General features: G+C 61.4%; 14 protein-coding genes and 2 riboswitches. Of the genes, 8 read left to right on the top strand and 6 right to left on the bottom strand.

Translation table 11 applies throughout. The features are described 5' to 3' along the window. Positions 1–77: 77 nt before the first annotated feature. Entirely contained in the window at positions 78–3,788 is a 3,711-nt protein-coding gene (metH, locus tag DJ564_RS18160; protein WP_109632091.1) for a methionine synthase, read from the bottom strand. 155 nt (positions 3,789–3,943) lie between these two features. Here metH and DJ564_RS18155 point away from each other — a divergent pair, with 155 nt between their 5' ends. From DJ564_RS18155 to nfuA, 3 genes are all read left to right on the top strand, one after another. Continuing rightward, positions 3,944–6,229, top strand: a complete 2,286-nt coding sequence (locus DJ564_RS18155) for a fatty acid cis/trans isomerase (RefSeq protein ID WP_109632089.1) — start codon at positions 3,944–3,946, stop codon at positions 6,227–6,229. A gap of 184 nt (positions 6,230–6,413) precedes the next feature. Beyond that, positions 6,414–7,448: an acyltransferase gene (locus tag DJ564_RS18150; protein ID WP_109632088.1), complete on the top strand. Its 1,035-nt coding sequence runs from the start codon at positions 6,414–6,416 to the stop codon at positions 7,446–7,448. A 57-nt stretch (positions 7,449–7,505) separates the two neighbouring features. Further along, the gene (nfuA, locus tag DJ564_RS18145; RefSeq protein ID WP_007898222.1) at positions 7,506–8,090 is read left to right on the top strand and encodes a Fe-S biogenesis protein NfuA; all 585 of its coding nucleotides are present in this window, start codon (positions 7,506–7,508) and stop codon (positions 8,088–8,090) included. 252 nt (positions 8,091–8,342) lie between these two features. Here nfuA and cobM read toward each other — a convergent pair whose 3' ends face one another. From cobM to DJ564_RS18125, 4 genes are all read right to left on the bottom strand, one after another. Next, entirely contained in the window at positions 8,343–9,089 is a 747-nt protein-coding gene (gene cobM, locus DJ564_RS18140; protein WP_109632086.1) for a precorrin-4 C(11)-methyltransferase, read from the bottom strand. Positions 9,090–9,187: 98 nt separating this feature from the next. Next, on the bottom strand, positions 9,188–9,601 hold the full coding sequence (locus DJ564_RS18135) for a cobalamin biosynthesis protein (protein ID WP_109632085.1): 414 nt from the start codon (positions 9,599–9,601) through the stop codon (positions 9,188–9,190). Then, entirely contained in the window at positions 9,598–10,302 is a 705-nt protein-coding gene (locus DJ564_RS18130) for a CbtA family protein (RefSeq protein ID WP_109632083.1), read from the bottom strand. Before DJ564_RS18130 ends, DJ564_RS18135 begins: the two co-directional genes overlap by 4 nt. An 11-nt stretch (positions 10,303–10,313) precedes the next feature. Beyond that, on the bottom strand, positions 10,314–10,505 hold the full coding sequence (locus tag DJ564_RS18125; RefSeq protein ID WP_084322810.1) for a CbtB-domain containing protein: 192 nt from the start codon (positions 10,503–10,505) through the stop codon (positions 10,314–10,316). A 118-nt stretch (positions 10,506–10,623) separates the two neighbouring features. Beyond that, a riboswitch (cobalamin riboswitch) is annotated at positions 10,624–10,852 on the bottom strand. 228 nt (positions 10,853–11,080) lie between these two features. After that, a riboswitch (cobalamin riboswitch) is annotated at positions 11,081–11,293 on the top strand. A gap of 97 nt (positions 11,294–11,390) precedes the next feature. On the opposite strand from DJ564_RS18125, the gene cobW reads away from it, so the two are divergent. The 5 genes from cobW to DJ564_RS18100 all read left to right on the top strand — a co-directional run bounded on the left by cobW (position 11,391) and on the right by DJ564_RS18100 (position 19,989). Then, positions 11,391–12,452, top strand: a complete 1,062-nt coding sequence (gene cobW / locus DJ564_RS18120) for a cobalamin biosynthesis protein CobW (RefSeq protein ID WP_109632081.1) — start codon at positions 11,391–11,393, stop codon at positions 12,450–12,452. Between the two features lie 3 nt (positions 12,453–12,455). Next, a complete protein-coding gene (cobN, locus tag DJ564_RS18115) occupies positions 12,456–16,349 on the top strand; it encodes a cobaltochelatase subunit CobN (protein WP_109632079.1) in 3,894 nt (1,297 codons plus the stop codon). 148 nt (positions 16,350–16,497) lie between these two features. Then, positions 16,498–17,496 (top strand): ATP-binding protein, encoded by a 999-nt coding sequence (locus DJ564_RS18110; RefSeq protein ID WP_109632078.1) that lies wholly within the window; start codon positions 16,498–16,500, stop codon positions 17,494–17,496. 53 nt (positions 17,497–17,549) lie between these two features. Continuing rightward, positions 17,550–18,161 (top strand): VWA domain-containing protein, encoded by a 612-nt coding sequence (locus tag DJ564_RS18105; protein ID WP_109632076.1) that lies wholly within the window; start codon positions 17,550–17,552, stop codon positions 18,159–18,161. A 181-nt stretch (positions 18,162–18,342) separates the two neighbouring features. Next, positions 18,343–19,989, top strand: a complete 1,647-nt coding sequence (locus DJ564_RS18100; RefSeq protein WP_109632073.1) for a phospholipase D-like domain-containing protein — start codon at positions 18,343–18,345, stop codon at positions 19,987–19,989. Positions 19,990–20,106: 117 nt separating this feature from the next. On the opposite strand, the gene poxB is transcribed toward DJ564_RS18100, so the two are convergent. Then, the gene (gene poxB / locus DJ564_RS18095) at positions 20,107–21,831 is read right to left on the bottom strand and encodes a ubiquinone-dependent pyruvate dehydrogenase (RefSeq protein ID WP_109632071.1); all 1,725 of its coding nucleotides are present in this window, start codon (positions 21,829–21,831) and stop codon (positions 20,107–20,109) included. Positions 21,832–21,884 lie beyond the last annotated feature (53 nt).

Below are 21,884 nucleotides of genomic sequence, written 5' to 3'. Positions count from 1 at the left end.
GTTACACCGTCTTCGCGAGCAAGCCCGCTCCCACAGGGGATCTCTGTTGGCCACAGTATTGTGGCCATGACACTGGGTTAGTTGTCGTAACCGAGGTTCGGTGCCAGCCACCGCTCAGTCACGCTCAATTCCTGCCCTTTACGCGACGTGTAGCTCTGCACCTGGTCTTTGTCGATCTTGCCTACCGCAAAATATTGCGCCTGCGGGTGAGCGAAATACCAGCCGCTGACCGCCGCTGCCGGGAACATTGCGTAGTGCTCGGTGAGGAACACACCGCTGCGGCCAGCCTGCATTTCGCTGGCTTCAGGGTCGAGCAAGGCAAACAGGGTGCTTTTCTCGGTGTGATCCGGGCAGGCCGGATAGCCGGGAGCAGGGCGGATGCCGGTGTATTGCTCTTTGATCAGCGCCTCGTTGTCGAGCGTCTCATCCTTGGCGTAACCCCAGTAGTCTTTACGCACTTGCTGGTGCAGCCATTCGGCGCAGGCCTCGGCCAAACGGTCGGCCAGAGCCTTGACCATGATCGAGTTGTAATCGTCGCCAGCGTCTTGATAGGCCTTGGCCACTTCTTCTGCACCGATGCCGGCGGTGGTGATGAAGCCACCTACGTAGTCGGTGATTTCGCTGTCCTTCGGCGCGACGAAGTCGGCGAGGGAGAAGTTTGGCTTGCCGTCGGTCTTGATGATTTGTTGACGCAGGTGATGCAGCTTGGCCAGTGGCTTGCCGTCATCGCCATAGACTTCGATGTCATCCTCGCGCACCTGGTTGGCCGGCCAGAAGCCAAACACTGCGCGGGCGCTGATGAGTTTTTCGTCGATCAGTTTGGCAAGCATTTCCTGGGCGTCGGCGTACAGCGCGGTGGCGGCTTCACCGACCACTTCGTCCGTGAGGATGCGCGGGAACTTGCCGGCCAGGTCCCAGGAGATAAAGAACGGCGTCCAGTCGATGTACTCGGCCAGCACCTTCAGATCAATGTTGTCCAGCACACGCGATCCGGTAAAGGTCGGTTTGACCGGCTCATAGGCGCTCCAGTCGAACTGCGGCTTCTTGGCGATGGCGGCCGGGTAGCTCAGGCGTTCGGTGCGGGCGCTGCGGTTGGCGGTGCGCTCGCGAACGTCGATGTATTCCAGGCGGGTCTTCTCGACAAACGCCGGTTTCAATTCCTTGGACAGCAACTGCGTCGCCACGCCCACGGCGCGGGAGGCGTCGGTGACGTAGATCACCGCATCGTTGCTGTACTTCGGCTCGATCTTCACCGCCGTGTGCGCCTTGGAAGTGGTCGCGCCACCGATCATCAGGGGTAAATGGAAGTCCTGACGCTGCATCTCACGGGCGACGTGGACCATTTCATCCAGCGAAGGCGTGATCAGACCGGACAGGCCGATGATGTCGCACTTCTGCTCCTTGGCAACCTGCAGGATCTTCTCCGCCGGGACCATCACGCCGAGGTCGACGATGTCGTAGCCGTTACAACCCAGCACCACGCCGACGATGTTCTTGCCGATGTCGTGCACGTCGCCTTTCACCGTGGCCATCAGGATCTTGCCCTTGGCTTGCGGCTTGTCACCTTTTTCCAGCTCGATGAACGGGATCAAGTGGGCTACGGCTTGCTTCATCACACGAGCGGATTTCACTACTTGCGGCAGGAACATTTTGCCGGCACCGAACAGGTCGCCGACGATGTTCATGCCGGACATCAGCGGGCCTTCGATCACTTCGATCGGGCGGGCGAACGACTGGCGCGATTCTTCGGTGTCTTCAACGATGTGCGTGGTGATGCCCTTGACCAGCGCATGCTCCAGACGCTTGTTGACGTCCCAGTTGCGCCACTCTTCGGTCTCGGCTTCCTTGACGCTGCCGTCGCCCTTGTACTTGTCGGCAATGGCGAGGAGGGCGTCAGTGCCGTTCGGAGTGCGGTTGAGTACTACGTCTTCAACCGCGTCGCGCAGCTCGGCCGGGATCTGGTCGTAGATCTCCAGCTGGCCGGCGTTGACGATGCCCATGGTCAGGCCGTTGCGGATCGCATACAGCAGGAACACCGAGTGAATCGCCTCGCGCACCGGGTTGTTGCCACGGAACGAGAACGACACGTTGGAAACGCCGCCCGAGGTCAGCGCGTACGGCAGCTCGTCGCGGATGTAGGCGCAGGCGTTGATGAAGTCCACGGCGTAGTTGTTGTGTTCTTCAATGCCGGTGGCCACGGCAAAGATGTTCGGGTCGAAGATGATGTCTTCCGGCGGGAAGCCGACTTCGTTGACCAGAATGTCGTAGGAGCGTTTGCAGATTTCTTTCTTGCGCGCTTCGGTGTCGGCCTGGCCGGCTTCGTCGAACGCCATCACGACGACTGCGGCACCGTAGCGCTTGCACAGTTTGGCGTGGTGAATGAATTGCTCGACGCCTTCTTTCATGCTGATCGAGTTGACGATGCCCTTGCCCTGAATGCATTTCAGGCCGGCTTCGATCACTTCCCACTTCGAGGAGTCGATCATGATCGGCACGCGGGAGATGTCCGGTTCACCGGCAATCAGATTGAGGAAGGTCACCATGGCCTTCTTCGAATCGAGCATCCCCTCGTCCATGTTGATGTCGATGATCTGCGCGCCGGCTTCAACCTGTTGCAGGGCGACTTCCAGCGCTTCGGTGTAATTGTCTTCACGGATCAGCCGGGCGAACTTGGCGGAACCAGTGATGTTGGTGCGCTCGCCGACGTTGACGAACAACGAACTGCGATCGATGGTGAACGGTTCCAAACCGGAGAGGCGGCAAGCCTTCGGGATTTCCGGAATAACACGTGGCGCATAACCGGCCACGGCGTTGGCGATGGCTTCGATGTGGCCCGGCGTGGTGCCGCAGCAGCCGCCGACGATGTTGAGGAAGCCGCTCTGGGCGAACTCCTCGATGACCTTGGCGGTTTCCGACGGCAATTCGTCGTATTCGCCGAATTCGTTCGGCAGGCCGGCGTTCGGGTGCGCCGAAACGTGGGTGCCGGCCTTGTTCGACAGCTCTTCCAGGTACGGACGCAACTCACTGGCACCGAGGGCGCAGTTCAGGCCGACGGAGATTGGCTTGGCATGGGCCACCGAGTTCCAGAACGCTTCGGTGGTCTGGCCGGACAGGGTGCGGCCGGAGGCGTCGGTGATGGTGCCGGAGATCATGATCGGCAGTTCGACGCCCAGCTCTTCGAACACCCCTTGCACGGCGAAGATCGCCGCTTTGGCGTTCAGTGTGTCGAAAATGGTTTCGATCAGGATCAGGTCGGCGCCACCTTCGATCAGGCCTTTGGTGGCCTCGGTGTAGTTTTCCACCAGTTCATCGAAGGTCACGTTGCGATAGCCGGGGTTGTTCACGTCCGGCGACAGCGAGCAGGTGCGGCTGGTCGGGCCGAGGACGCCGGCAACGAAGCGCGGCTTGTCCGGGTTCTCCAGGGTTTTCGCATCGGCGACCTTGCGCGCCAGGCGGGCACCTTCTACGTTCAGTTCGTAGGCCAGCTCTTCCATGCCGTAATCGGCCATGGAAATCCGGGTGGCATTAAAGGTGTTGGTTTCCAGAATGTCGGCGCCGGCATCCAGGTAGGCTTTCTCGATGCCGCCAATCACGTCAGGGCGGGTCAGCACCAGCAGGTCGTTGTTGCCCTTGACGTCGCTCGGCCAGTCGGCGAAGCGTTTGCCCCGGTAATCCTGCTCTTCGAGCTTGTAGCTCTGGATCATCGTGCCCATGCCGCCATCGAGAATCAGGATGCGCTCTTTGAGGGCGTGCTTGAGAGCTTGAAGGCGAACACTGCGATCGGACATTGGGACTACTCGAAAAGACCATGACGAAGGGCCGGGATAATAGCAAACCTGTGCGGTTTTAGAGCATGTCCCGGTTTTTCATGAATATCGCTCATGTTGGGGCGCGTGCTGGCCCGGTAGAATCGCGGCGTTTTTTCAGGATCAGGATCAGGGACATGTCGTATCGCGTCATCACCAGCATATTTATGCTGCTTTTAAGCTGGGGTGCCGTTGCGCAAGGTCCGGCGATTTCCTACACGCAGGATATCCAACCGATCTTCACCGAAAAGTGCGTGGCCTGCCATGCCTGCTACGACTCCGCCTGTCAGCTCAATCTGGGCAGCGGTGAAGGGGTGTCGCGTGGCGCGACCAAATCCCCGGTCTACGATGGCGAACGCAGCCAGGCCGCCGCGCCGACCCGGTTGTTTTATGACGCGTTCGGTAAACGCGCCTGGCAGCAGAAGGGCTTCTATTCGGTCCTTGACGCCCAAGGCAGCCAGGCTGCTTTGATGGCGCGAATGCTGGAGCTGGGCCACACAACCCCGCTGCAACCCAATGCCAAGTTGCCGCAAGACATCGTCCTGGGCTTGAACCGGGAAAACATGTGCGCCATGCCGGCGGAGTTCGGCGGCTACGCCAGCACCCATCCGAAAGAAGGCATGCCGCTGGCGGTCACCGGCCTGACCGACCAGCAATACCAGACGCTGCAACGCTGGCTGGCCTCCGGCGCGCCCATTGATGAGCAAGGCCTGGTGCCTTCAGCGAAAGAAGCGTTACAGGTGGTGCAGTGGGAAAATCTGCTCAATTCGCCGGGTGCCAGACAAAGCCTGGTCGGCCGCTGGTTATTCGAGCATTGGTTCCTCGCTCATCTCTATTTCAAGGACGGCGAGCCGGGGCACTTCTTCCAGTGGGTCCGTTCGCGAACCCCGACTGGCCAGCCGATCGATCTGATCAATACCCGGCGCCCGAACGACGATCCGGGCACTCAGGTGTATTACCGCTTGTGGCCGGTGCAAGGCGTAATCGTGCACAAGACCCACATCACCTATCCGCTGAGCGCAGCGAAGATGGCGCGGATCAAAAGCCTGTTTTACAACGGTCAATGGCAGGTCAACGCCTTGCCGGGGTACGGTCCGGAACGCCGGGCCAATCCGTTCACCACTTTCGAAGCGATCCCGGCGCAGGCGCGTTATCAGTTCATGCTCGATAACGCCGAATACTTTGTGCGCACCTTCATTCGTGGGCCGGTCTGCCGTGGCCAGATTGCTACCGACGTGATCCGTGATCACTTCTGGGCACTGTTCCAGGCGCCGGAACACGACCTCTACATCACCGACCCGAACTACCGCGGCCAGGCCACGCCGTTGCTGGCGATGCCGGGGCAGAACGACGATGTGGGCAGCGTCCTGAGCCTGTGGCATGACTACCGCAACAAACGCAACGAGTACGAAGCGCTGCGTCGAGACAATTACGGGGAATTGCCAGCACCGAGTTGGTCGACCTTGTGGGCGGGCAATGACAACGCGCTGTTGAGCATCTTTCGGCATTTCGACAGTGCTTCGGTAAACAAAGGCCTGATCGGCGACGTGCCGCAAACCCTCTGGCTGTTCGACTTTCCGCTGTTGGAGCGCACGTATTATCAGTTGGCGGTCAACTTCGACGTGTTCGGCAACGTGTCGCACCAAGCGCAGACGCGCCTGTATTTCGACCTGATCCGCAACGGCGCAGAGCAGAATTTCCTGCGCCTGATGCCGGCCGATTCACGGGACGATTACCTCAACGATTGGTATCAGGCCGGCGGCCAATTCAAGATGTGGCTGGATTACGAAGCCATCGACAACGACACGCCAACGGCGCTGAAACTGGATGAGAAAGATCCCAAACGCGACTTCGCGATGCAGTTGTTGACCCGTTACGGCGAACTCAATGCCAGGCCCGATCCAATCAACCGCTGCGATGGCGCTTACTGCTCGCGGCCGAACATCGACCCGGCATTGCAGAGTGCCGAGCAGGCCTTGAGTCGCCTGACGTCACGCCCGGCGGCGGGTTTGAAGGTCATCGATCAGTTGCCGGAGGCGACCATGCTGCGCATCGAGACGGCGAGCGGCAAGCGCGAGGTCTACAGCCTGTTGCGCAACCGGGCCCACAGCAATGTGGCGTTCCTGCTCGGTGAGTCGCGGCGTTATCAGCCAGGGCTCGACACCGTGACGATTTTTCCGGGCGTGCTCAGCAGCTATCCGAATTTCATGTTCAACATTCCGGCCGACCAGGTGCCGGCGTTCGTCGATGCCATGGAAAACGCCAAGGACGCGCACCGTTTCGAGAAAATCGTCGAGCGCTGGGGTATTCGCCGCAGCCATCCGCAGTTCTGGTTCTACTTCCATGACCTGAGCCGCTACATCCACGAAACCGAGCCGGTGGAAGAGGGCGTGCTGGACATGAACCGGTACGAGAATCTTTGATCGACCTTTAAGGGTGAGCAGGTGTCGGATTTCATAGGCACCGCCAATCCCTTGTGGGAGCGAGCCTGCTCGCGATAGCGGTGTATCAGGCAAATCAATATCGACTGACACTCCGCTATCGCGAGCAGGCTCGCTCCCACAGCGGATGTGTGGTGGTTTGGAGATTAGCGATCGGAGGGCCACCATGTTGATTTCAGTACAGGCACTGCGCGCCGTCGCGGCCTGGACGGTGGTCTGCCACCATTTTATGCAGATTTTCTTCGACTTCCAGGCCCGTGGCCCGGTGGGGCAGATGTTCATCGATAAGGGCGCGGTGGGCGTTGATATCTTCTTTGTCATCAGCGGGCTGGTGATCTTCCTGTCCACCGAAGGCAAATCGCTGCCGCCCGGGCGGTTTCTTCTGTATCGACTGTTTCGCATCGTTCCGGCGTACTGGCTGTACACGGTGCTGATGGCGCTGGTGGTCGTGTTCGCACAGCCTGTATTGCCGGATCAGACGATCGACTGGTCGCATTTCCTGCTGTCGCTGTTGTTCATTCCCACGGAAAACCCCGGCGGCTACGGGATTTATCCGACGCTTAATGTCGGCTGGACGCTGAACTACGAAATGCTCTTCTACGTGCTGTTTGCCTGGGCATTGCTGTTTCGCTTGCAGGTTCGGCTGCTGATTGTTGGCGCGCTGTTGTTTGTGGTGTGTCAGGCCTGGACCGGATATGGCTGGATCAGCGAGTTCTACCATTCGGACATTGTTTATGAGTTTCTGCTGGGGATCGCCATCGGCATGATTTACCGGCGCGGCTGGATCAAACCCGGTTTCTGGCTGCCCTTGCTGGGGATTGGCGGCGCATTGCTGGCGATTTATAACCTGGCACCGCAGCCACGTTTCATCGCCTGGGGCGTGCCCAGTGCGGTGCTGGTGATGGCGTGCATGGCGCTGGAACGCTTTTTCGAGAACACCCGGCTGTTCAAGGTGCTCGGCGATTGTTCCTACTCGGTGTACCTGATGCACGTGCTGGTGCTGTCTGCCGGCGGATTTTTCGCACAGCGTTATGGGGTAAATCCCTACGTGATGTTCGCTGTTTGCGTGCTGACCATCGGTGTGGCCTCCTGGGCAAGTTACGAATTTGTGGAAAAAAGCAGCTATCGGTGGCTTAAAGGCTGGATTGACGGCGAATCGGCAAGCAACGTTGTTCCGGCTCTTTCCCGACAAAAATACTAGGACTTTGTACGGCGCGATGATTGGCGTAAACTGCGCCCAAGCCTGCGAGGAGTTTCCATGACCGCTATTACCATCACTGACGCCGCCCACGATTATCTGGCTGATCTGCTCTCCAAGCAGAACACCCCGGGTATCGGCATCCGCGTCTTTATCACCCAGCCTGGCACCCAGTACGCCGAAACCTGCATTGCCTACTGCAAGCCGGGCGAAGAGAAACCTGAAGACACCGCGCTGGGGCTGAAAAGCTTCACCGCTTACATCGATTCGTTCAGCGAAGCTTTCCTGGACGACGCGGTTGTCGACTACGCCACCGACCGCATGGGCGGCCAGCTGACGATCAAGGCGCCCAACGCCAAAGTGCCGATGGTCAACGCCGACAGCCCGGTCAACGAGCGTATCAACTATTACCTGCAAACCGAGATCAACCCGGGGCTGGCCAGCCACGGCGGTCAGGTCAGCCTGATCGATGTGGTCGAAGACGGCATCGCGGTGCTGAAGTTCGGCGGCGGCTGCCAGGGCTGTGGCCAGGCAGACGTCACCCTTCGCGAAGGCATCGAGCGCACCTTGCTCGAGCGCATTCCCGAGCTCAAGGGTGTACGCGATGTGACTGACCACACGCAGAAAGAAAACGCCTACTACTAAGGTGTTCGCTGCGAAATGAAAAAACGGCACCCGTGAGTGCCGTTTTTTTATGGGTGATCGATTATCTGTGAGTGAATGGACTTACCTGTGGCGAGGGGATTTATCCCCGTTGGGCAGCGAAGCGGCCCCCTGCATTCTTCCGGGTGCACCTCGCAATCAGGTTTAGCGACGGCTTCGCCGCCGAACGGGGCGGTGCGACGTTTCGCTAAATCCCCTCACCACAGAGCCACTTATCTCAGCGTTGTGCTTGGCTCAGGGCCTGTAGAGATGCGCATGCCCCGCGCGATACAGCGACGACTCGCTGAACTGATCACTTCCCAACACCCGGCCCACCAGAATTAACGCCGTACGCCGAAACCCTTTCGCCGCAACCTTCCCGGCAATGTCCTCAATCGTCCCCACCACCCAATCCTGATCCGGCCAGCTCGCTCGGTGAATCACCGCGATCGGGCAGTCTGCGCCGTAATGCGGCAGCAATTGGGCGATGATCTTTTCCAGATGCTGCACGCCCAAATGAATCGCCATGGTCGCCCCATGCTGCGCCAGGCTCCCCAGTTCTTCACCGGCCGGCATCACGGTCTTGTCGGCATAGCGGGTCAGAATCACACTCTGTGAGACGTCGGGCAGCGTCAGTTCCGCCCCCAAGAGCGCCGCACACGCCGCCGTCGCCGTGACCCCGGGAACGATTTCAAACGCAATCCCGAGTTCACGCAGATAGCGAATCTGCTCACCAATCGCCCCATAAAGACTCGGATCACCGGAATGCACCCGCGCGACGTCCTGACCGTTGGCGTGGGCGGTCTTGATCAGTTCGATGATCTGCTCCAGGTGCAATTCAGCGCTGTTGACCACCTGTTCGGCACAATGGCCTTCGAGCACCGCGGCAGGCACCAAAGAGCCGGCATAGATGATCACCGGGCAACTGCGAATCAGCCGTTGGCCTTTGACGGTGATCAGTTCCGGGTCGCCGGGACCTGCGCCAATGAAGTAGACGGTCATCGTCCGTTCCTTTGAATAAAGAGTCTGTTGGAAAAAGGGCTCGGGCAACGCTTGATATGAAGATTGCTCATGATCGGAGGTGGGGATTATCGGGGATCTTACGCAACGCAGGCCAATGCGAGGGTGGCCTGGGCATATTTTTGTCGTGAAATCAGCAGTTTCGCCGGTGCCTTGGCCAGGTGTTCGGCCAGGGCCAGGGCGGCACTTTCCGCCACGCCGTAGCAGCCGGTGCGTTCGAACGCGATGTCCGAATGGTGGCTGAGTTGCGGTTTGTAACCTTTCAATTGCTCACTGCTGAAATACATCAGCGGCAACGCGAGTTGTTCGGCGAGTTCGACCAGGCCAGGCTCATCACGCTTCAGGTCGATGCTGGCCAGGGCCTTGATCTGGTGAAGTCCGATTTTATGAGCCTGCAGTGCCTGATCGAGTAACGCCCGCAGCGTGCTGGCGGGGCAGCCGCGCTGGCAGCCCAGGCCGACCACTAAAGTCGGCGCCGTGCAGGTATCAATCATGCGTGGTATTGGCCATCGCTTTTGCGGCGGAACAACCAGGCGCTGATCAGGCCCAGGGCCAGCCAGAACGCGATGTTGGTCAACTGCGAAGCGATTTTGAACTGCGCTTCGAGGGCTTCCGGAGCGAGCATCGAGTGCACTTCCGGTTGTGGCGCGCCGACTACGTGCGGAACGGCGAGAATCGCCACGCCGAGGATCTTCATCAGCCAGTGGCGGCTGAACACAATCAACGCAATGCCGGCGGCGGTGGAAGCGGCCGTACAGATCCACCAGAGTTGCCGTTGGGCCAGATCAGCCGCGGCAGTGCCCGGCAGTTCAGGCGGCAGGCCGAGGGTCGGCGCGAGCACGAAGGTCGCGTAACCGGCCAGGCCCCAGAGCAGGCCCTGAGAGGTTTTGGTCGGTGCACGCAAGGTGTAGAGACCGGCGAGCATCAGGGCGAAACCGACAGCCACCACCAGATTGCCACCCGTGGTCGACAGCAGGCGCTGCCAGCCGTCTTCCGGCTCCCAGGCTTCGGCGTCGTGAGTGTGAGCGGCGACACCGGCGGCGTGCTCGTGGACTTCAACCGCGGCCGGCTCGGATTTTTCGTAGGTTTCGGCCTGCAGAATCAGCGGTGACACCCAGAAACTTTGCAGCAGGGTCAGCAACAGGGCGGCCAGCAGCCCGCTGAAACCTGCGGTTTGCGCAATACGCTTGATCATGTCGACAGGTCTCAATGGCACGGGAAGGCGGAGCTGTGACGGGTATCGTGCGCGGCGTTGTGCACCGCTTCGATGTGCGAGAAACCGGCGAAATAGACGAGACACGCGCCGAGGATCGACGCACACACGGCGGCGGTCAGGCGTTGGCTCAGGGTTGTGGTGGTGCTGGCGGTGCTGTGGCCGGTGCTGCTGATGATCGACATGGCGCTTCCCTCTGGTCTGTCAGCGGGTGAATAGAGCGCATGGAAGACCCCTGCGAGTCGGGCACGCAGAGGTTCAACAGCGCCCGCCCACCGCGGGTTTGTTATTCAGTGATCGTAGTGGTCACTTTGTGTTGCGGGCCGGTCTCCGGGCTCACGAGGGGTGCTGGCTTTCGCCGGAACCTGCAAGCATCACCTTCCCATGCCGAACTGCTGGCACAGTGGATCTGACGCTTCGCTCGCTTACCGTTGCGGGGGCAGCACCGGACTGACATGGCTTTGAGTAAAGCACATGATTCACCGGTTTCCCGTTTCACCCTGTGAAGGGCACCCGTAACAAGGCGTGTAGGAGAGCATGGGCGGGGGTTTGGCGTCAATTGCCATGGGTTCTCATTCGACACCCAATACCTGTGGCGAGGGAGCTTGCTCCCGCTGGGTTGCGAAGCGACCCCCGGCATTCCTTCAGGCGTACCTCTCAAGCAGGTATTGCGACGGCTTCGCCGCCGAACGGGAGCAAGCTCCCTCGCCACAGGGGGGCGTGAGGTCTCACGAGACATTGACCCGCCCCCACACGATGCGTAGCCTTGCGCTTTCGAGGTTCTTCGGCATTTGCCGAAGCTAAGAAGGGAACGCGGTCGATGCCGCGGCTGCCCCCGCAACTGTGAACGGTGATGTTCGCTGCCACGCCACTGCAAACCCTGTCCAGCGGGTTCGCGGGAAGGCGCAGCGAATGCCAATCTGCATTTGGCACACCGTCAGCCAGGAGACCTGCCTCGACACAGATTCTCACTACAACCGGGCGGGGTGATCCGGTGGCGAACTCTTCCGCGCGCGCCCGTCGCTGCGATTGTCGTCCCGTATGCCCGCCACCTTGCCAAAGGGCATCCGATGAAAACACTGGCCAAACTCCCCGTCACCATCGTTACCGGCTTCCTCGGCTCGGGCAAAACCACCTTGCTGCGGCACATGCTCGACAACGCGCAGGGCCGCCGCATCGCGGTGATCGTCAACGAGTTTGGCGAGCTGGGCATCGACGGCGAAATCCTCAAGCAATGCTCCATTGGCTGCACCGAAGAAGAAGCCAACGGCCGCGTCTACGAACTGGCCAACGGCTGCCTGTGCTGCACCGTCCAGGAAGAATTCTTCCCGGTGATGCGCGAACTCGTCGCCCGTCGCGGCGACCTTGATCACATCCTGATCGAAACCTCGGGCCTGGCCTTGCCAAAGCCGCTGGTTCAAGCCTTCCAGTGGCCGGAAATCCGCAGCGCCTGCACCGTTGACGCAGTCATCACCGTGGTCGACAGCCCGGCCGTTGCCGCCGGCACCTTCGCGGCTTTCCCGGACCAGGTCGACGCCCAGCGCAAACTCGACCCGAACCTGGACCACGAATCGCCGCTGCACGAGCTGTTCGCCGACCAACTGGCCAGCGCCGACCTGGTGATCCTCAACAAGGCCGACCTGATCAGCCCTGAAGACCTCGCCCGTGTACGCCTGGAAGTCGCCGAAGAGTTGCCGCCCGCCGTCAAAGTCATCGAAGCCAGCAGCGGCCGTGTGCCACTGGACGTGTTGATCGGCCTCGGTGCCGGTTCCGAAGAACACATCGACAGCCGTCACAGCCATCACGATTACCACCATGAAGGTGAAGACGATCATGATCACGACGCCTTCGATTCCATCTCCATCGAACTGCCGCAAGCCGACGAAAGCCTGCTGCTGGACGCGCTGACCCAACTGGTGGTCCAGCACGGCATCCTGCGCGTCAAAGGTTTCGCGGCGATTCCGAACAAGCCGATGCGCTTGCTGATCCAGGGCGTGGGCACGCGTTTCGACAAGCATTTCGACCGTCAGTGGGGCGCCGAAGAAGCGCGTACCACGCGCCTGGTGCTGATCGGCCAGGAACTGGACGCCACGCTGCTTGAAGCGCAATTGCGCGCCGCGCTCAGCGTTTAAGCCATGCACCTGCTCAGGACCCAGCCCGGCGGTTTCGTGTCGGATGACAACATTGCCGACCTTGGACAAACCCCCGCCGAGTTGGTGATCCTGTGCAGCGGCGATTCCAGCCTGGCGTTGCTCGCCGAAGCGGCGCAGCAGTTGCCCGACGATTACCCCAGCGTGCGTCTGGCCAACCCGATGCAGGTGCAGAATCACGCCTCGGTCGACCTGTATGTCGACGAAGTGCTGCGCCATGCCAAGGTGATCCTGATTTCGCTGCACGGCGGCATCGCCTATTGGCGTTACGGTGTCGAGCGTCTGGTGGAGCTGTCCCAACGTGGTGTGCAACTGATTCTGGTGCCCGGCGATGATCGTCCTGACCCGGAGCTCAGTGACCTGAGCACCGTGATAGCCGAAGACCGCGACCGGCTTTGGCAGTTTTTGCGTCAGGGCGGCATGGCCAATGCCCTGGATTTCTTCCGCTGTCTGGCCAATCGCTGGCTGGATCGCGACTACGCCTGGGCCGAGCCGCAAACCCTGCCGCGCACAGCGATTTACCATCCACAAAAAAGCCCCGCTGAACTGAGCGATTGGCAAGCCGACTGGCAGGCCGGTCAACCGGTGGCGGCGGTGCTGTTCTATCGCTCGCATTTGCAGGCGGCGAACACGGCGTTCATCGATGTTTTCTGCCAGCGTTTGCAGGCGGCGGGGTTGAACCCGTTGCCCGTTGCCGTGGCCAGTTTGAAAGAGCCCGGCTGCCTGACGGTGGTCGAGGACCTGCTGGACGAAGTCGAGGCGGGGGTGATTCTCAACACCACCGGCTTCGCGCAATCAAGCCCTGAAGCGCCGCATTTGCGGCCGTTTCGCCGCAACATTCCGGTGATCCAGGCGATTTGCGCCCAGGACAACGAGCCCGGTTGGCTCGCGAGCGAGCAGGGCCTCGGCCCGCGTGATCTGGCGATGCACATCGCGCTCCCGGAGCTGGACGGACGGATCATCAGCCGACCGATCAGCTTCAAGGACTTGGCGTGGCGCAGTGAGCGCAGTCAGTCGGACGTGGTGTGCTATCGGGCGCAACCGGAACGCATGGATTTCGTTGCCGAACTGGCGCGGCGCTGGATCGATCTGGCGCGGGTGCCAAACAGCGAAAAACGCATCGCGCTGATCCTCGCCAACTACCCGACCCGCGACGGTCGCATCGGCAACGGTGTCGGACTCGACACCCCGGCTGCCGCGCTGAACATCCTGCGTGCGCTGCACACCGAAGGCTATCCGCTGCCCGCCGAGTTGCCGGAAAGCGGCACTGCGTTGATTCAACAATTGCTCGGCGGCGTCAGCAACGACCTCGACACGATTGACCAGCGTCCCTGTCAGCAAAGCCTGGCGATGGACGACTATCGGGCGATGTTCAAGGCCTTGCCCGAAGCCAATCAGCAAGCCGTGCTGGAGCGCTGGGGCACGCCTGACAGCGATCCGATGTGCCGCGACGGACGCATGATGATCGCCGGGCTGCGCTTTGGCCTGACCTTCGTCGGCATTCAGCCGGCGCGGGGATATCAGGTCGACCCGAGCGCGGTGTATCACGACCCGGATCTGGTACCGCCCCACGGCTACCTGGCGTTCTACTTCTGGTTGCGCAACACCTATGGCGCCCACGGCGTGATTCACGTCGGCAAGCACGGCAACCTTGAATGGCTGCCGGGCAAAGGCGTCGGGCTCTGCGAAAACTGCTGGCCGGATGCGCTGCTCGGGCCGCTGCCGAATATCTATCCCTTTATCGTCAACGATCCGGGCGAGGGCGCCCAGGCCAAGCGTCGCACCCAAGCGGTGATCATCGACCACTTGATGCCGCCGCTGACCCGCGCCGAAACCTACGGACCGTTGCGCAACCTTGAGTTGCTGGCGGACGAGTATTACGAAGCGCAGTTGCTCGACCCGCGCCGCGCCCGGGAGTTGCAGCGCGACATCCTGCAACTGGTGCGCGACACGCACATCGACCGTGAACTGCAACTGGACGAAAAGCTCAACAGCGACGCCGATGCGGCGATCTGGTTGCCTCGGCTGGACACGTACCTGTGCGACTTGAAAGAGTCGCAGATCCGCGATGGCTTGCACATCTTTGGCGAGTCGCCGACCGGGCGTTTGCGCATTGATACGTTGTTGGCGCTGTTGCGGATCCCCCGTGGCGATGGTCGTGGGGCGCAATCGAGTCTGTTGCGGGCGTTGGCCAAGGCGTTCGAGTTGGGGTTTGATCCGCTGGATTGCGCGTTGGCCGAGCCGTGGACCGGACCGCGTCCCGTTGAACTGCAATCAATTAACGATGAAGTCTGGCGCACCGCCGGGGATACCCGAGAGCGCCTAGAACTGTTCGCCGCTCAACTCATCGCGCGAACTCTGAATACCGACGCCGAACCCCATGGGAACGATCCTCTGTGGCGAGGGAGCTTGCTCCCGTTGGTTCGCGAAGCGGACCCAGAAAATGGGACTGCTGCGCAGTCCAGCGGGAGCAAGCTTCCTCGCCACAAAAGCCCGCTCCCACAGGAGGCACCCTGGTCTGAAGTGAGCGCCATCCTCGACAGCCTGTGCGAAGTCGTCGCCCCGCGTCTGGATGCCTGCGGCCCCGCAGAAATGCGCGGCCTGCTCGATGCCCTGAGCGGTCGTTTCGTCCCGGCCGGTCCCAGCGGTGCGCCGAGTCGCGGTCGTCTGGACGTGCTGCCCACCGGGCGCAATTTCTATTCGGTGGACGTGCGCAACCTGCCAACCACCACCGCCTGGCGCATCGGTTTCCAGTCGGCGAACCTGATTCTCGAACGGCATTTGCAGGACCACGGCGATCACCTGCGCCAGCTCGGCCTGTCCGTCTGGGGCACGGCGACCATGCGCACCGGCGGCGACGACATCGCCCAGGCCATGGCCTTGATGGGCGTGCGCCCGGTCTGGGCCACTGGCAGTCAACGGGTCGACGACTTTGAAATCCTTCCGCTGAGCCTGCTCGACCGCCCGCGCGTGGACGTGACCTTGCGCGTGTCCGGGTTCTTCCGCGATGCCTTTGCCAACCTGATCCGCCTGTTCGACGCCGCCGTGCAAGCGGTCGCCGCGCTGGACGAACCGGACGACCTCAACCCGTTGGCCGCCAAAGTGCGCGCCGAGCGCGAAGCGTTGATGCAATCGGGCCTTGATGAAGAAGCGGCCAAGCGCCAGGCCGGGTGGCGCATTTTCGGGGCCAAACCCGGTGCCTATGGCGCAGGTGTGCAGGGCGCCATCGACGGTCGCCTGTGGCAAAGCCGCGAGGACCTGGCCGAGGTTTACCTGAATTGGGGCGGCTACGCTTACGGCGGGTCCGATGAAGGCACCGCCGCTCGCGAACAATTCGCCCAGCGCCTGAGCCAGGTTCAGGCCGTGCTGCAAAACCAGGACAACCGCGAGCATGACTTGCTCGATTCCAACGACTATTACCAATTCCAGGGTGGCATGCTCGCCGCCGTGGAAAGCCTCAGCGGCGAAGCGGCGGCCAGTTACCATGGCGATCACAGTCAGCCAGACTTGCCGAAGATTCGCACCTTGAAGGAAGAGTTGAACCGGGTGATCCGCTCCCGGGCGGCGAATCCGAAGTGGATCGACGGGGTCAAACGTCACGGCTATAAAGGCGCGTTTGAATTGGCGGCGACGGTGGATAATCTGTTCGCGTTCGACGCTACGACTCAGCTGATCGACGATCATCAATACGCGTTGCTGGCGGATGCGTATTTGCTCGATCCGGCGACCCGGGATTTTGTCCGCGAGCATAATCCCCACGCGCTGCGCGACATGACCGAGCGCATGCTCGAGGCGCAACAGCGGGGGATGTGGCAGGAACCGGGGGCGTATCGCGAGGCGCTGGAAAACCTGTTGCTGGACATAGAAGAAGACAGCTGATGCGCCGCAGAACCTGTGGGAGCGGGCTTGCCCGCGAAGAGGCCCTCACATTCAACATTGATATCGACTGACCGGACGCTTCGCGGGCAAGCCACGCTCCCACAAGGTACAAGGTGTGCCTGCTATCGACCATGACCGAGTATTGAAAATGACCGACACCCCACATTTCCCGCTCTCCGCCGTGGTCGGCGCCGACGATCTGAAGCTCGCGCTCTACCTGACCGCCATCGATCCCAAGATCGGCGGCGTGCTGATCGAAGGCCCACGCGGCATGGCCAAGTCGACCCTCGCCCGAGGCCTGGCGGACTTGCTGGCCAGCGGTCAATTCGTCACCTTGCCCCTCGGCGCCACCGAAGAACGGCTGGTCGGCACCCTCGATCTCGACGCCGCCCTGAGCGAAGGCCGCGCACAATTTTCCCCCGGCGTATTGGCCAAGGCTGACGGCGGTGTGCTGTACGTCGATGAAGTCAATCTGTTGCCCGACCACCTCGTCGACCTGTTGCTCGACGTGGCCGCCAGCGGCACCAACCTGATCGAGCGCGACGGGATTTCCCATCGGCATTCGGCGAAGTTCGTCCTGATCGGCACCATGAACCCGGAAGAGGGCGAACTGCGGCCGCAACTGCTTGACCGTTTTGGCCTGAACGTCGCCCTCAGTGGTCATACAGCACCGGCCGAACGCGGGCAGATCATCCGTCGGCGTCTGGATTTCGACAGCGATCCCCAAGGTTTCTGCGTCGAGTGGGAAAGCCAGCAACAGTCGTTGCGAGAACGTTGCCAGAAGGCGCGCAGCGCATTGGCAAGCATCCCTCTGGATGATGCAGCACTGGCGCAGATCACCGAGCGCTGTTTTGCCGCCGGTGTCGATGGCCTGCGCGCCGATCTGGTCTGGTTGCGCGCGGCCCGGGCCCACGCCGCCTGGCGAGGAGCGGGTGCGATCAGCGAGGAAGATATCGACGCCGTTGCCGAGTTCGCCCTGCGTCATCGCCGTCGCGAGCCATCGCCTCCGGCGCCGCAACACAATCAGTCACCCTCGGCGCAGTCTTCCAGCCCGAGCGAGGGCCAGGGCCAATGGGGTGAAATGCCCGCTCAGGCGCTGCCGGTCGGCGCCCGCCGTGAAGTGCCGAGCTGGCCAAAAAAGCCCTAGGCATTCGCCCTCGATCTGACGCGGGGGCGAATGCCAGACCCCGCGCAGGACGGCTGGATAACGGTAAACAGGGCAAGCGCCACGCCGCGCGCAGCGGCTCGATCAACTGGCCCGGCACCTTGCTCAATGGCCGGCCGCGTCAGCGCAGCGATGTGCTGTTCCACCTGCGCACCCGTTGCCCTCATGAACTGTGGCTGGTGATCGTTGACGCATCGGCCTCGACTCGCCGTCATCAGGCATTGAGCGATGCCAAGGGGTTGCTCGCGCAAGTGTTCGACGATGCGTATCGACAGCGCGCGCGCCTGGCTTTGCTGACCGCCAGCGGCCAGGCGCCGAAGTGGCAGGTGCAAGGCTTGAAAGCGTCGACGGGGTTGCGTGCCTGGCTCGATGGCTTGGGTGCGGGCGGCGGTACGCCGATGTTGGCTGCGCTGGGCGAAGCGGGGCGCTGGCTTGCGGCGCGACAAAAACGCTTTCCGGCGGAACAGCAAAGGCTGCTGCTGGTGACCGATGGGCGATTGAAGGAATGGCCGGGGTTGCCGGTTCTGGATTGTCCGGGATTATTGATTGATATCGAGCGCGGGCCGATTCGATTAGGGCGGGCCAGACAGATGGCGGCAGAGTTGCAGGCGGATTATCGGCACATTGATGCGCTGGTTTCAGGCTGAGGACTGTGTTGTCTGCAAGGGCTCCTTCGCGAGCAAGCCCGCGACCACAGGGGACCTGTGGCGTTCACAAACCCTGTGGGAGCGGACTTGCTCGCGAAGGCATCACCTCGATTCCGGATATTCATGGCGAATCCGCATCGCTCCCCTATGCTCTGAATGCATTCGATCAAAGGAATGAATCATGCGCGTACTGGCCGTCAACCCCCAGAACGACTTCCGCGTCAAAGTCTACGCCGGCACCAATGGTGTGCTGTTGGCCATGGACGTGGCCGAACCCCGTCGCAAAGGCCTGCTGGGTTTCGCCATCGAAAAACAGCAGGGGAGCAAGCCCTGGCTGTTTTTGTTCAATAGCCTGACGTTCCCGGGCAAGGCCCATACCTTCCCCCAATATCGCGCCACCCCGAGCGATATCGCGCCGTTTCAGAAATTTCGCTGGGCCGATTACGCGGTCAATCCGGGGCTGACCATCCATTACCGAATCTATCTGGCCTACGGCAGCGTCGATGCGCCGCAACTGGGTGAGTTCCTGGAGGTGACGGTCATTTCCGATGACGGTCATCCCGGCAACCAAAGCGTCAATTTCAACCGCGCCGTGGCTGCCAGCCAGGCATTCCAGCGCAAGTTTCCCGAGCTCGACACACTCCTCAGCGGCCAAGACAGACTGCCCATCGAAGCCTGGCCCGATGCCCCGCGCCAGTGGCTGGAGAACGGGCTGCTCGGGCGTTTGCTGGGGTTTATCGAGCGGGCCGTCGATGGCCAGTGGGCACTGGATATCGCCATCTACGAGTACCAGTTGCCGGTGATTGTCGAGGCGGTGAACGCGGCGCAGGAACGGGGCGTGGACCTTCGCGTCCTTTATCACGCGCAACCAGACGAAGACACCACCGCCATGAACGAGGCGAGCCTGGAAAAGATCCCGGCGGCTAACAAGCGCGGGCGCGTCACCCACAGTATTTTTCACAACAAGTTTATGGTCCTGAGCCGGCTCGACGGCGCGGGTCTGCGTCAGCCTGAAGCGGTGCTCTGCGGCAGCACTAACTTCACCCCTAACGGCATCTACCGCCAGGCCAACGTGGTGCATGTGCTGGACGATCCTCGGGTCGGCGCCAGCTACCTGCAAATGTTCGAGCAGGTCTGGAGCACACCGGCGGACGTCGGTGCCACGCGGAAATGGATCACGCAACACAACCCGATGGACCCGACGCAACCGATATTCGCCGGCTTTTCCCCGCGCTCGGGTCAGGGCGACTTGCATGAGTTCGTCGACATCATCAATGCGGCGAAAAAAGACCTGCTGTTCGTCACCGCGTTCACCTTGCCCGACGCCATCCTCAATGCGTTACTCGGCGAACCCCACGACGACATTTTGCGCTATGGCCTGCAAAACTCCGCGAGCAAGATCACCGGATTTCACGCCGACCGCACCGCCGAGTTCACCACGGTTGCGCTGCTCAATACCGGCCTGGAAGGTTGGCTCCTGGAAAGCAAGGAAGGCCAGAAGGGCAACCTGCTGGTGCACACCAAAGCCATCGTCACGGATTTCACTAGCGATTCGCCGACGATCATCAGCGGTAGCCATAACCTCAGTGCGGCAGCCAGTCACAGCAATGACGAAAACTACCTGATCATCCGCGGCGATACTGACCTGGCGGACCGTTATGGTCTGGAATTGCTGCGGTTTTATGAGCATTACCGGTTTCGCTATTACGCGAAAAAACTGGCGCTCAAGCAGGTCAAGCCGTTGGCGGCGGATGACCGTTGGACTGATGATTATTATGTTGAGGGGAATTTGCGGCAGTTGTCGCGACTGCGTTTTTCCGGGCAGTAATTGCTGACCTCACAGACCCCATCGCGAGCAGGCTCGCTCCCACATTGGATCTCCTTATGACGAAGATCCTTGTGGGAGCTAGCCTGCTAGCGATGGGGGCGACACGGTTTCAGCGCGTCAGCGAAACAGATTCGTGCGCGCCAACTCAATCACCTCATCCCCACGCCCGCTCATCACCGCTTTGAGCATGTACAAACTGAACCCTTTGGCTTGTTCCAGCTTGATCGACGGCGGCATCGCCAGTTCCTGGGTCGCCGTTATTACGTCCACCAGCACCGGCCCGTCATGGGTCAGCGCCCGGCGCAAGGCCGGTTCCAGCGCCTCGGATTCCTCGACGCGAATCCCCAGAATGCCCATGGCGTTGGCCATCGCGGCGAAGTCGGGGTTGTGCAGGTCGGTGCCGGTGTCCAGCAGTCCGCTGGATTTCATTTCCATCGCCACGAAGCCGAGCGAGGCATTGTCGTAGACGATGATTTTCACCGGCAGCTTCAGTTGCGCCAGCGAGATGAAATCCCCCATCAGCATGCTGAAACCACCGTCGCCGGACAGCGAAATCACCTGTCGCCCGGGAAACGCCGCTTGCGCGCCGATGGCCTGAGGCATCGCGTTCGCCATGGAGCCGTGGTTGAACGAGCCGAGCAGCCGGCGCTGGCCATTCATTTTCAGATAGCGCGCGGCCCAGACCGTCGGCGTGCCCACGTCGGCGGTGAAGATTGCATCGTCATCGGCCAGTTCACTGAGCAGGCGAGTGAGGTATTGCGGATGAATCGGCCGACCCGGCGCCGACGGTTGAGCCAGGTCATCCAGCCCCTGACGCGCCTTTTGGTAGTGTTTGAGGGATGACTCGAGAAAGCTCCGGTCGCCCTGATAAGGCAGGCGCGGCAGCAACGCGGCGAGGGTTTCGCTAACGTCGGCGGCGATGCCCAGATCCAGCGTAGTGCGCCGGCCGAGGGCTTGCGGGTCGTGGTCGATCTGAATGATGGTGGCGTCGGTGGGATAGAACTGGCGATAGGGAAAGTCAGTGCCGAGCATCACCAGCGTGTCGCAGTTGAGCATGGCGTGATAACCGGAGCTGAAGCCGATCAGCCCGGTCATGCCGACGTCGAACGGGTTGTCCCACTCCACGTGCTCCTTGCCGCGCAACGCATGTACCACCGGCGCGCCTAGGGCGTCAGCCAACGCCACCACCTGATCGTGGGCACCCGCGCAGCCGGCGCCACACATCAGCGTTACGGCTTTGCTTTGACTCAGCAATTCGACCAGCCGATCCAGGTCCTGAGGCGCGGGCAGGGTGCGCGGCTTTGAAAGCGCCGGCCAGGGCTTGAGGTTGTCTTCGACTTCCTGCAGCGCCACGTCACCGGGAATCACCACCACCGCGACGCCGCGATTGAGGATGGCACTGCGCATCGCCCGATGCAGCACCTGAGGCATCTGCGCCGGGTTGCTCACCAGTTCGACGAAGTGGCTGCATTCCTTGAACAGTTCCTGCGGGTGGGTTTCCTGAAAGTAGTTCAGGCCCACTTCCGAGGATGGAATCTGCGCGGCGATGGCCAACACCGGCACATGGTTTTTGTGGCAATCGTACAGCCCGTTGATCAAGTGCAGATTGCCCGGCCCGCAACTGCCGGCGCACACCGCCAGTTGTCCGGTCACCGCCGCGTCGGCACCGGCGGCGAACGCGGCGACTTCCTCGTGGCGCACGTGCATCCACTCAATGCTGTCCATGGTGCGCAGGGCCTCGGTCAGACCGTTAAGGCTGTCGCCGGTCAGGCCCCAGATGCGTTTGACGCCGGCCTGTTCAAGGGTGGTTGCCAGTTGTTGGGCAAGGTTGATTTTCGCCATGGGGTGCTCCACTGATGAATGAATTGTCCTCGCGATTAAAAGAGGACAACACG

Origin of the sequence: Pseudomonas sp. 31-12 (genome assembly GCF_003151075.1) — a bacterium.
In the GTDB taxonomy this organism is placed as follows: Bacteria; Pseudomonadota; Gammaproteobacteria; order Pseudomonadales; family Pseudomonadaceae; genus Aquipseudomonas.
Note: the sequence above shows the minus strand (reverse complement) of the source record. Positions and strands in the feature narration are given on the sequence as shown.

Excerpts from the sequence above, each read along its gene's own strand:
- DJ564_RS18155 (WP_109632089.1), top strand. The coding sequence starts at position 3,944 with ATGTCGTATCGCGTCATCACCAGCATATTTATGCTGCTTTTAAGCTGG.
- metH (WP_109632091.1), bottom strand. The coding sequence starts at position 3,788 with ATGTCCGATCGCAGTGTTCGCCTTCAAGCTCTCAAGCACGCCCTCAAA.
- DJ564_RS18100 (WP_109632073.1), top strand. The coding sequence starts at position 18,343 with ATGCGCGTACTGGCCGTCAACCCCCAGAACGACTTCCGCGTCAAAGTC.
- cobN (WP_109632079.1), top strand. The coding sequence starts at position 12,456 with ATGCACCTGCTCAGGACCCAGCCCGGCGGTTTCGTGTCGGATGACAAC.
- DJ564_RS18110 (WP_109632078.1), top strand. The coding sequence starts at position 16,498 with ATGACCGACACCCCACATTTCCCGCTCTCCGCCGTGGTCGGCGCCGAC.
- cobW (WP_109632081.1), top strand. The coding sequence starts at position 11,391 with ATGAAAACACTGGCCAAACTCCCCGTCACCATCGTTACCGGCTTCCTC.
- poxB (WP_109632071.1), bottom strand. The coding sequence starts at position 21,831 with ATGGCGAAAATCAACCTTGCCCAACAACTGGCAACCACCCTTGAACAG.
- cobM (WP_109632086.1), bottom strand. The coding sequence starts at position 9,089 with ATGACCGTCTACTTCATTGGCGCAGGTCCCGGCGACCCGGAACTGATC.
- DJ564_RS18130 (WP_109632083.1), bottom strand. The coding sequence starts at position 10,302 with ATGATCAAGCGTATTGCGCAAACCGCAGGTTTCAGCGGGCTGCTGGCC.
- DJ564_RS18135 (WP_109632085.1), bottom strand. The coding sequence starts at position 9,601 with ATGATTGATACCTGCACGGCGCCGACTTTAGTGGTCGGCCTGGGCTGC.
- DJ564_RS18125 (WP_084322810.1), bottom strand. The coding sequence starts at position 10,505 with ATGTCGATCATCAGCAGCACCGGCCACAGCACCGCCAGCACCACCACA.
- nfuA (WP_007898222.1), top strand. The coding sequence starts at position 7,506 with ATGACCGCTATTACCATCACTGACGCCGCCCACGATTATCTGGCTGAT.
- DJ564_RS18150 (WP_109632088.1), top strand. The coding sequence starts at position 6,414 with ATGTTGATTTCAGTACAGGCACTGCGCGCCGTCGCGGCCTGGACGGTG.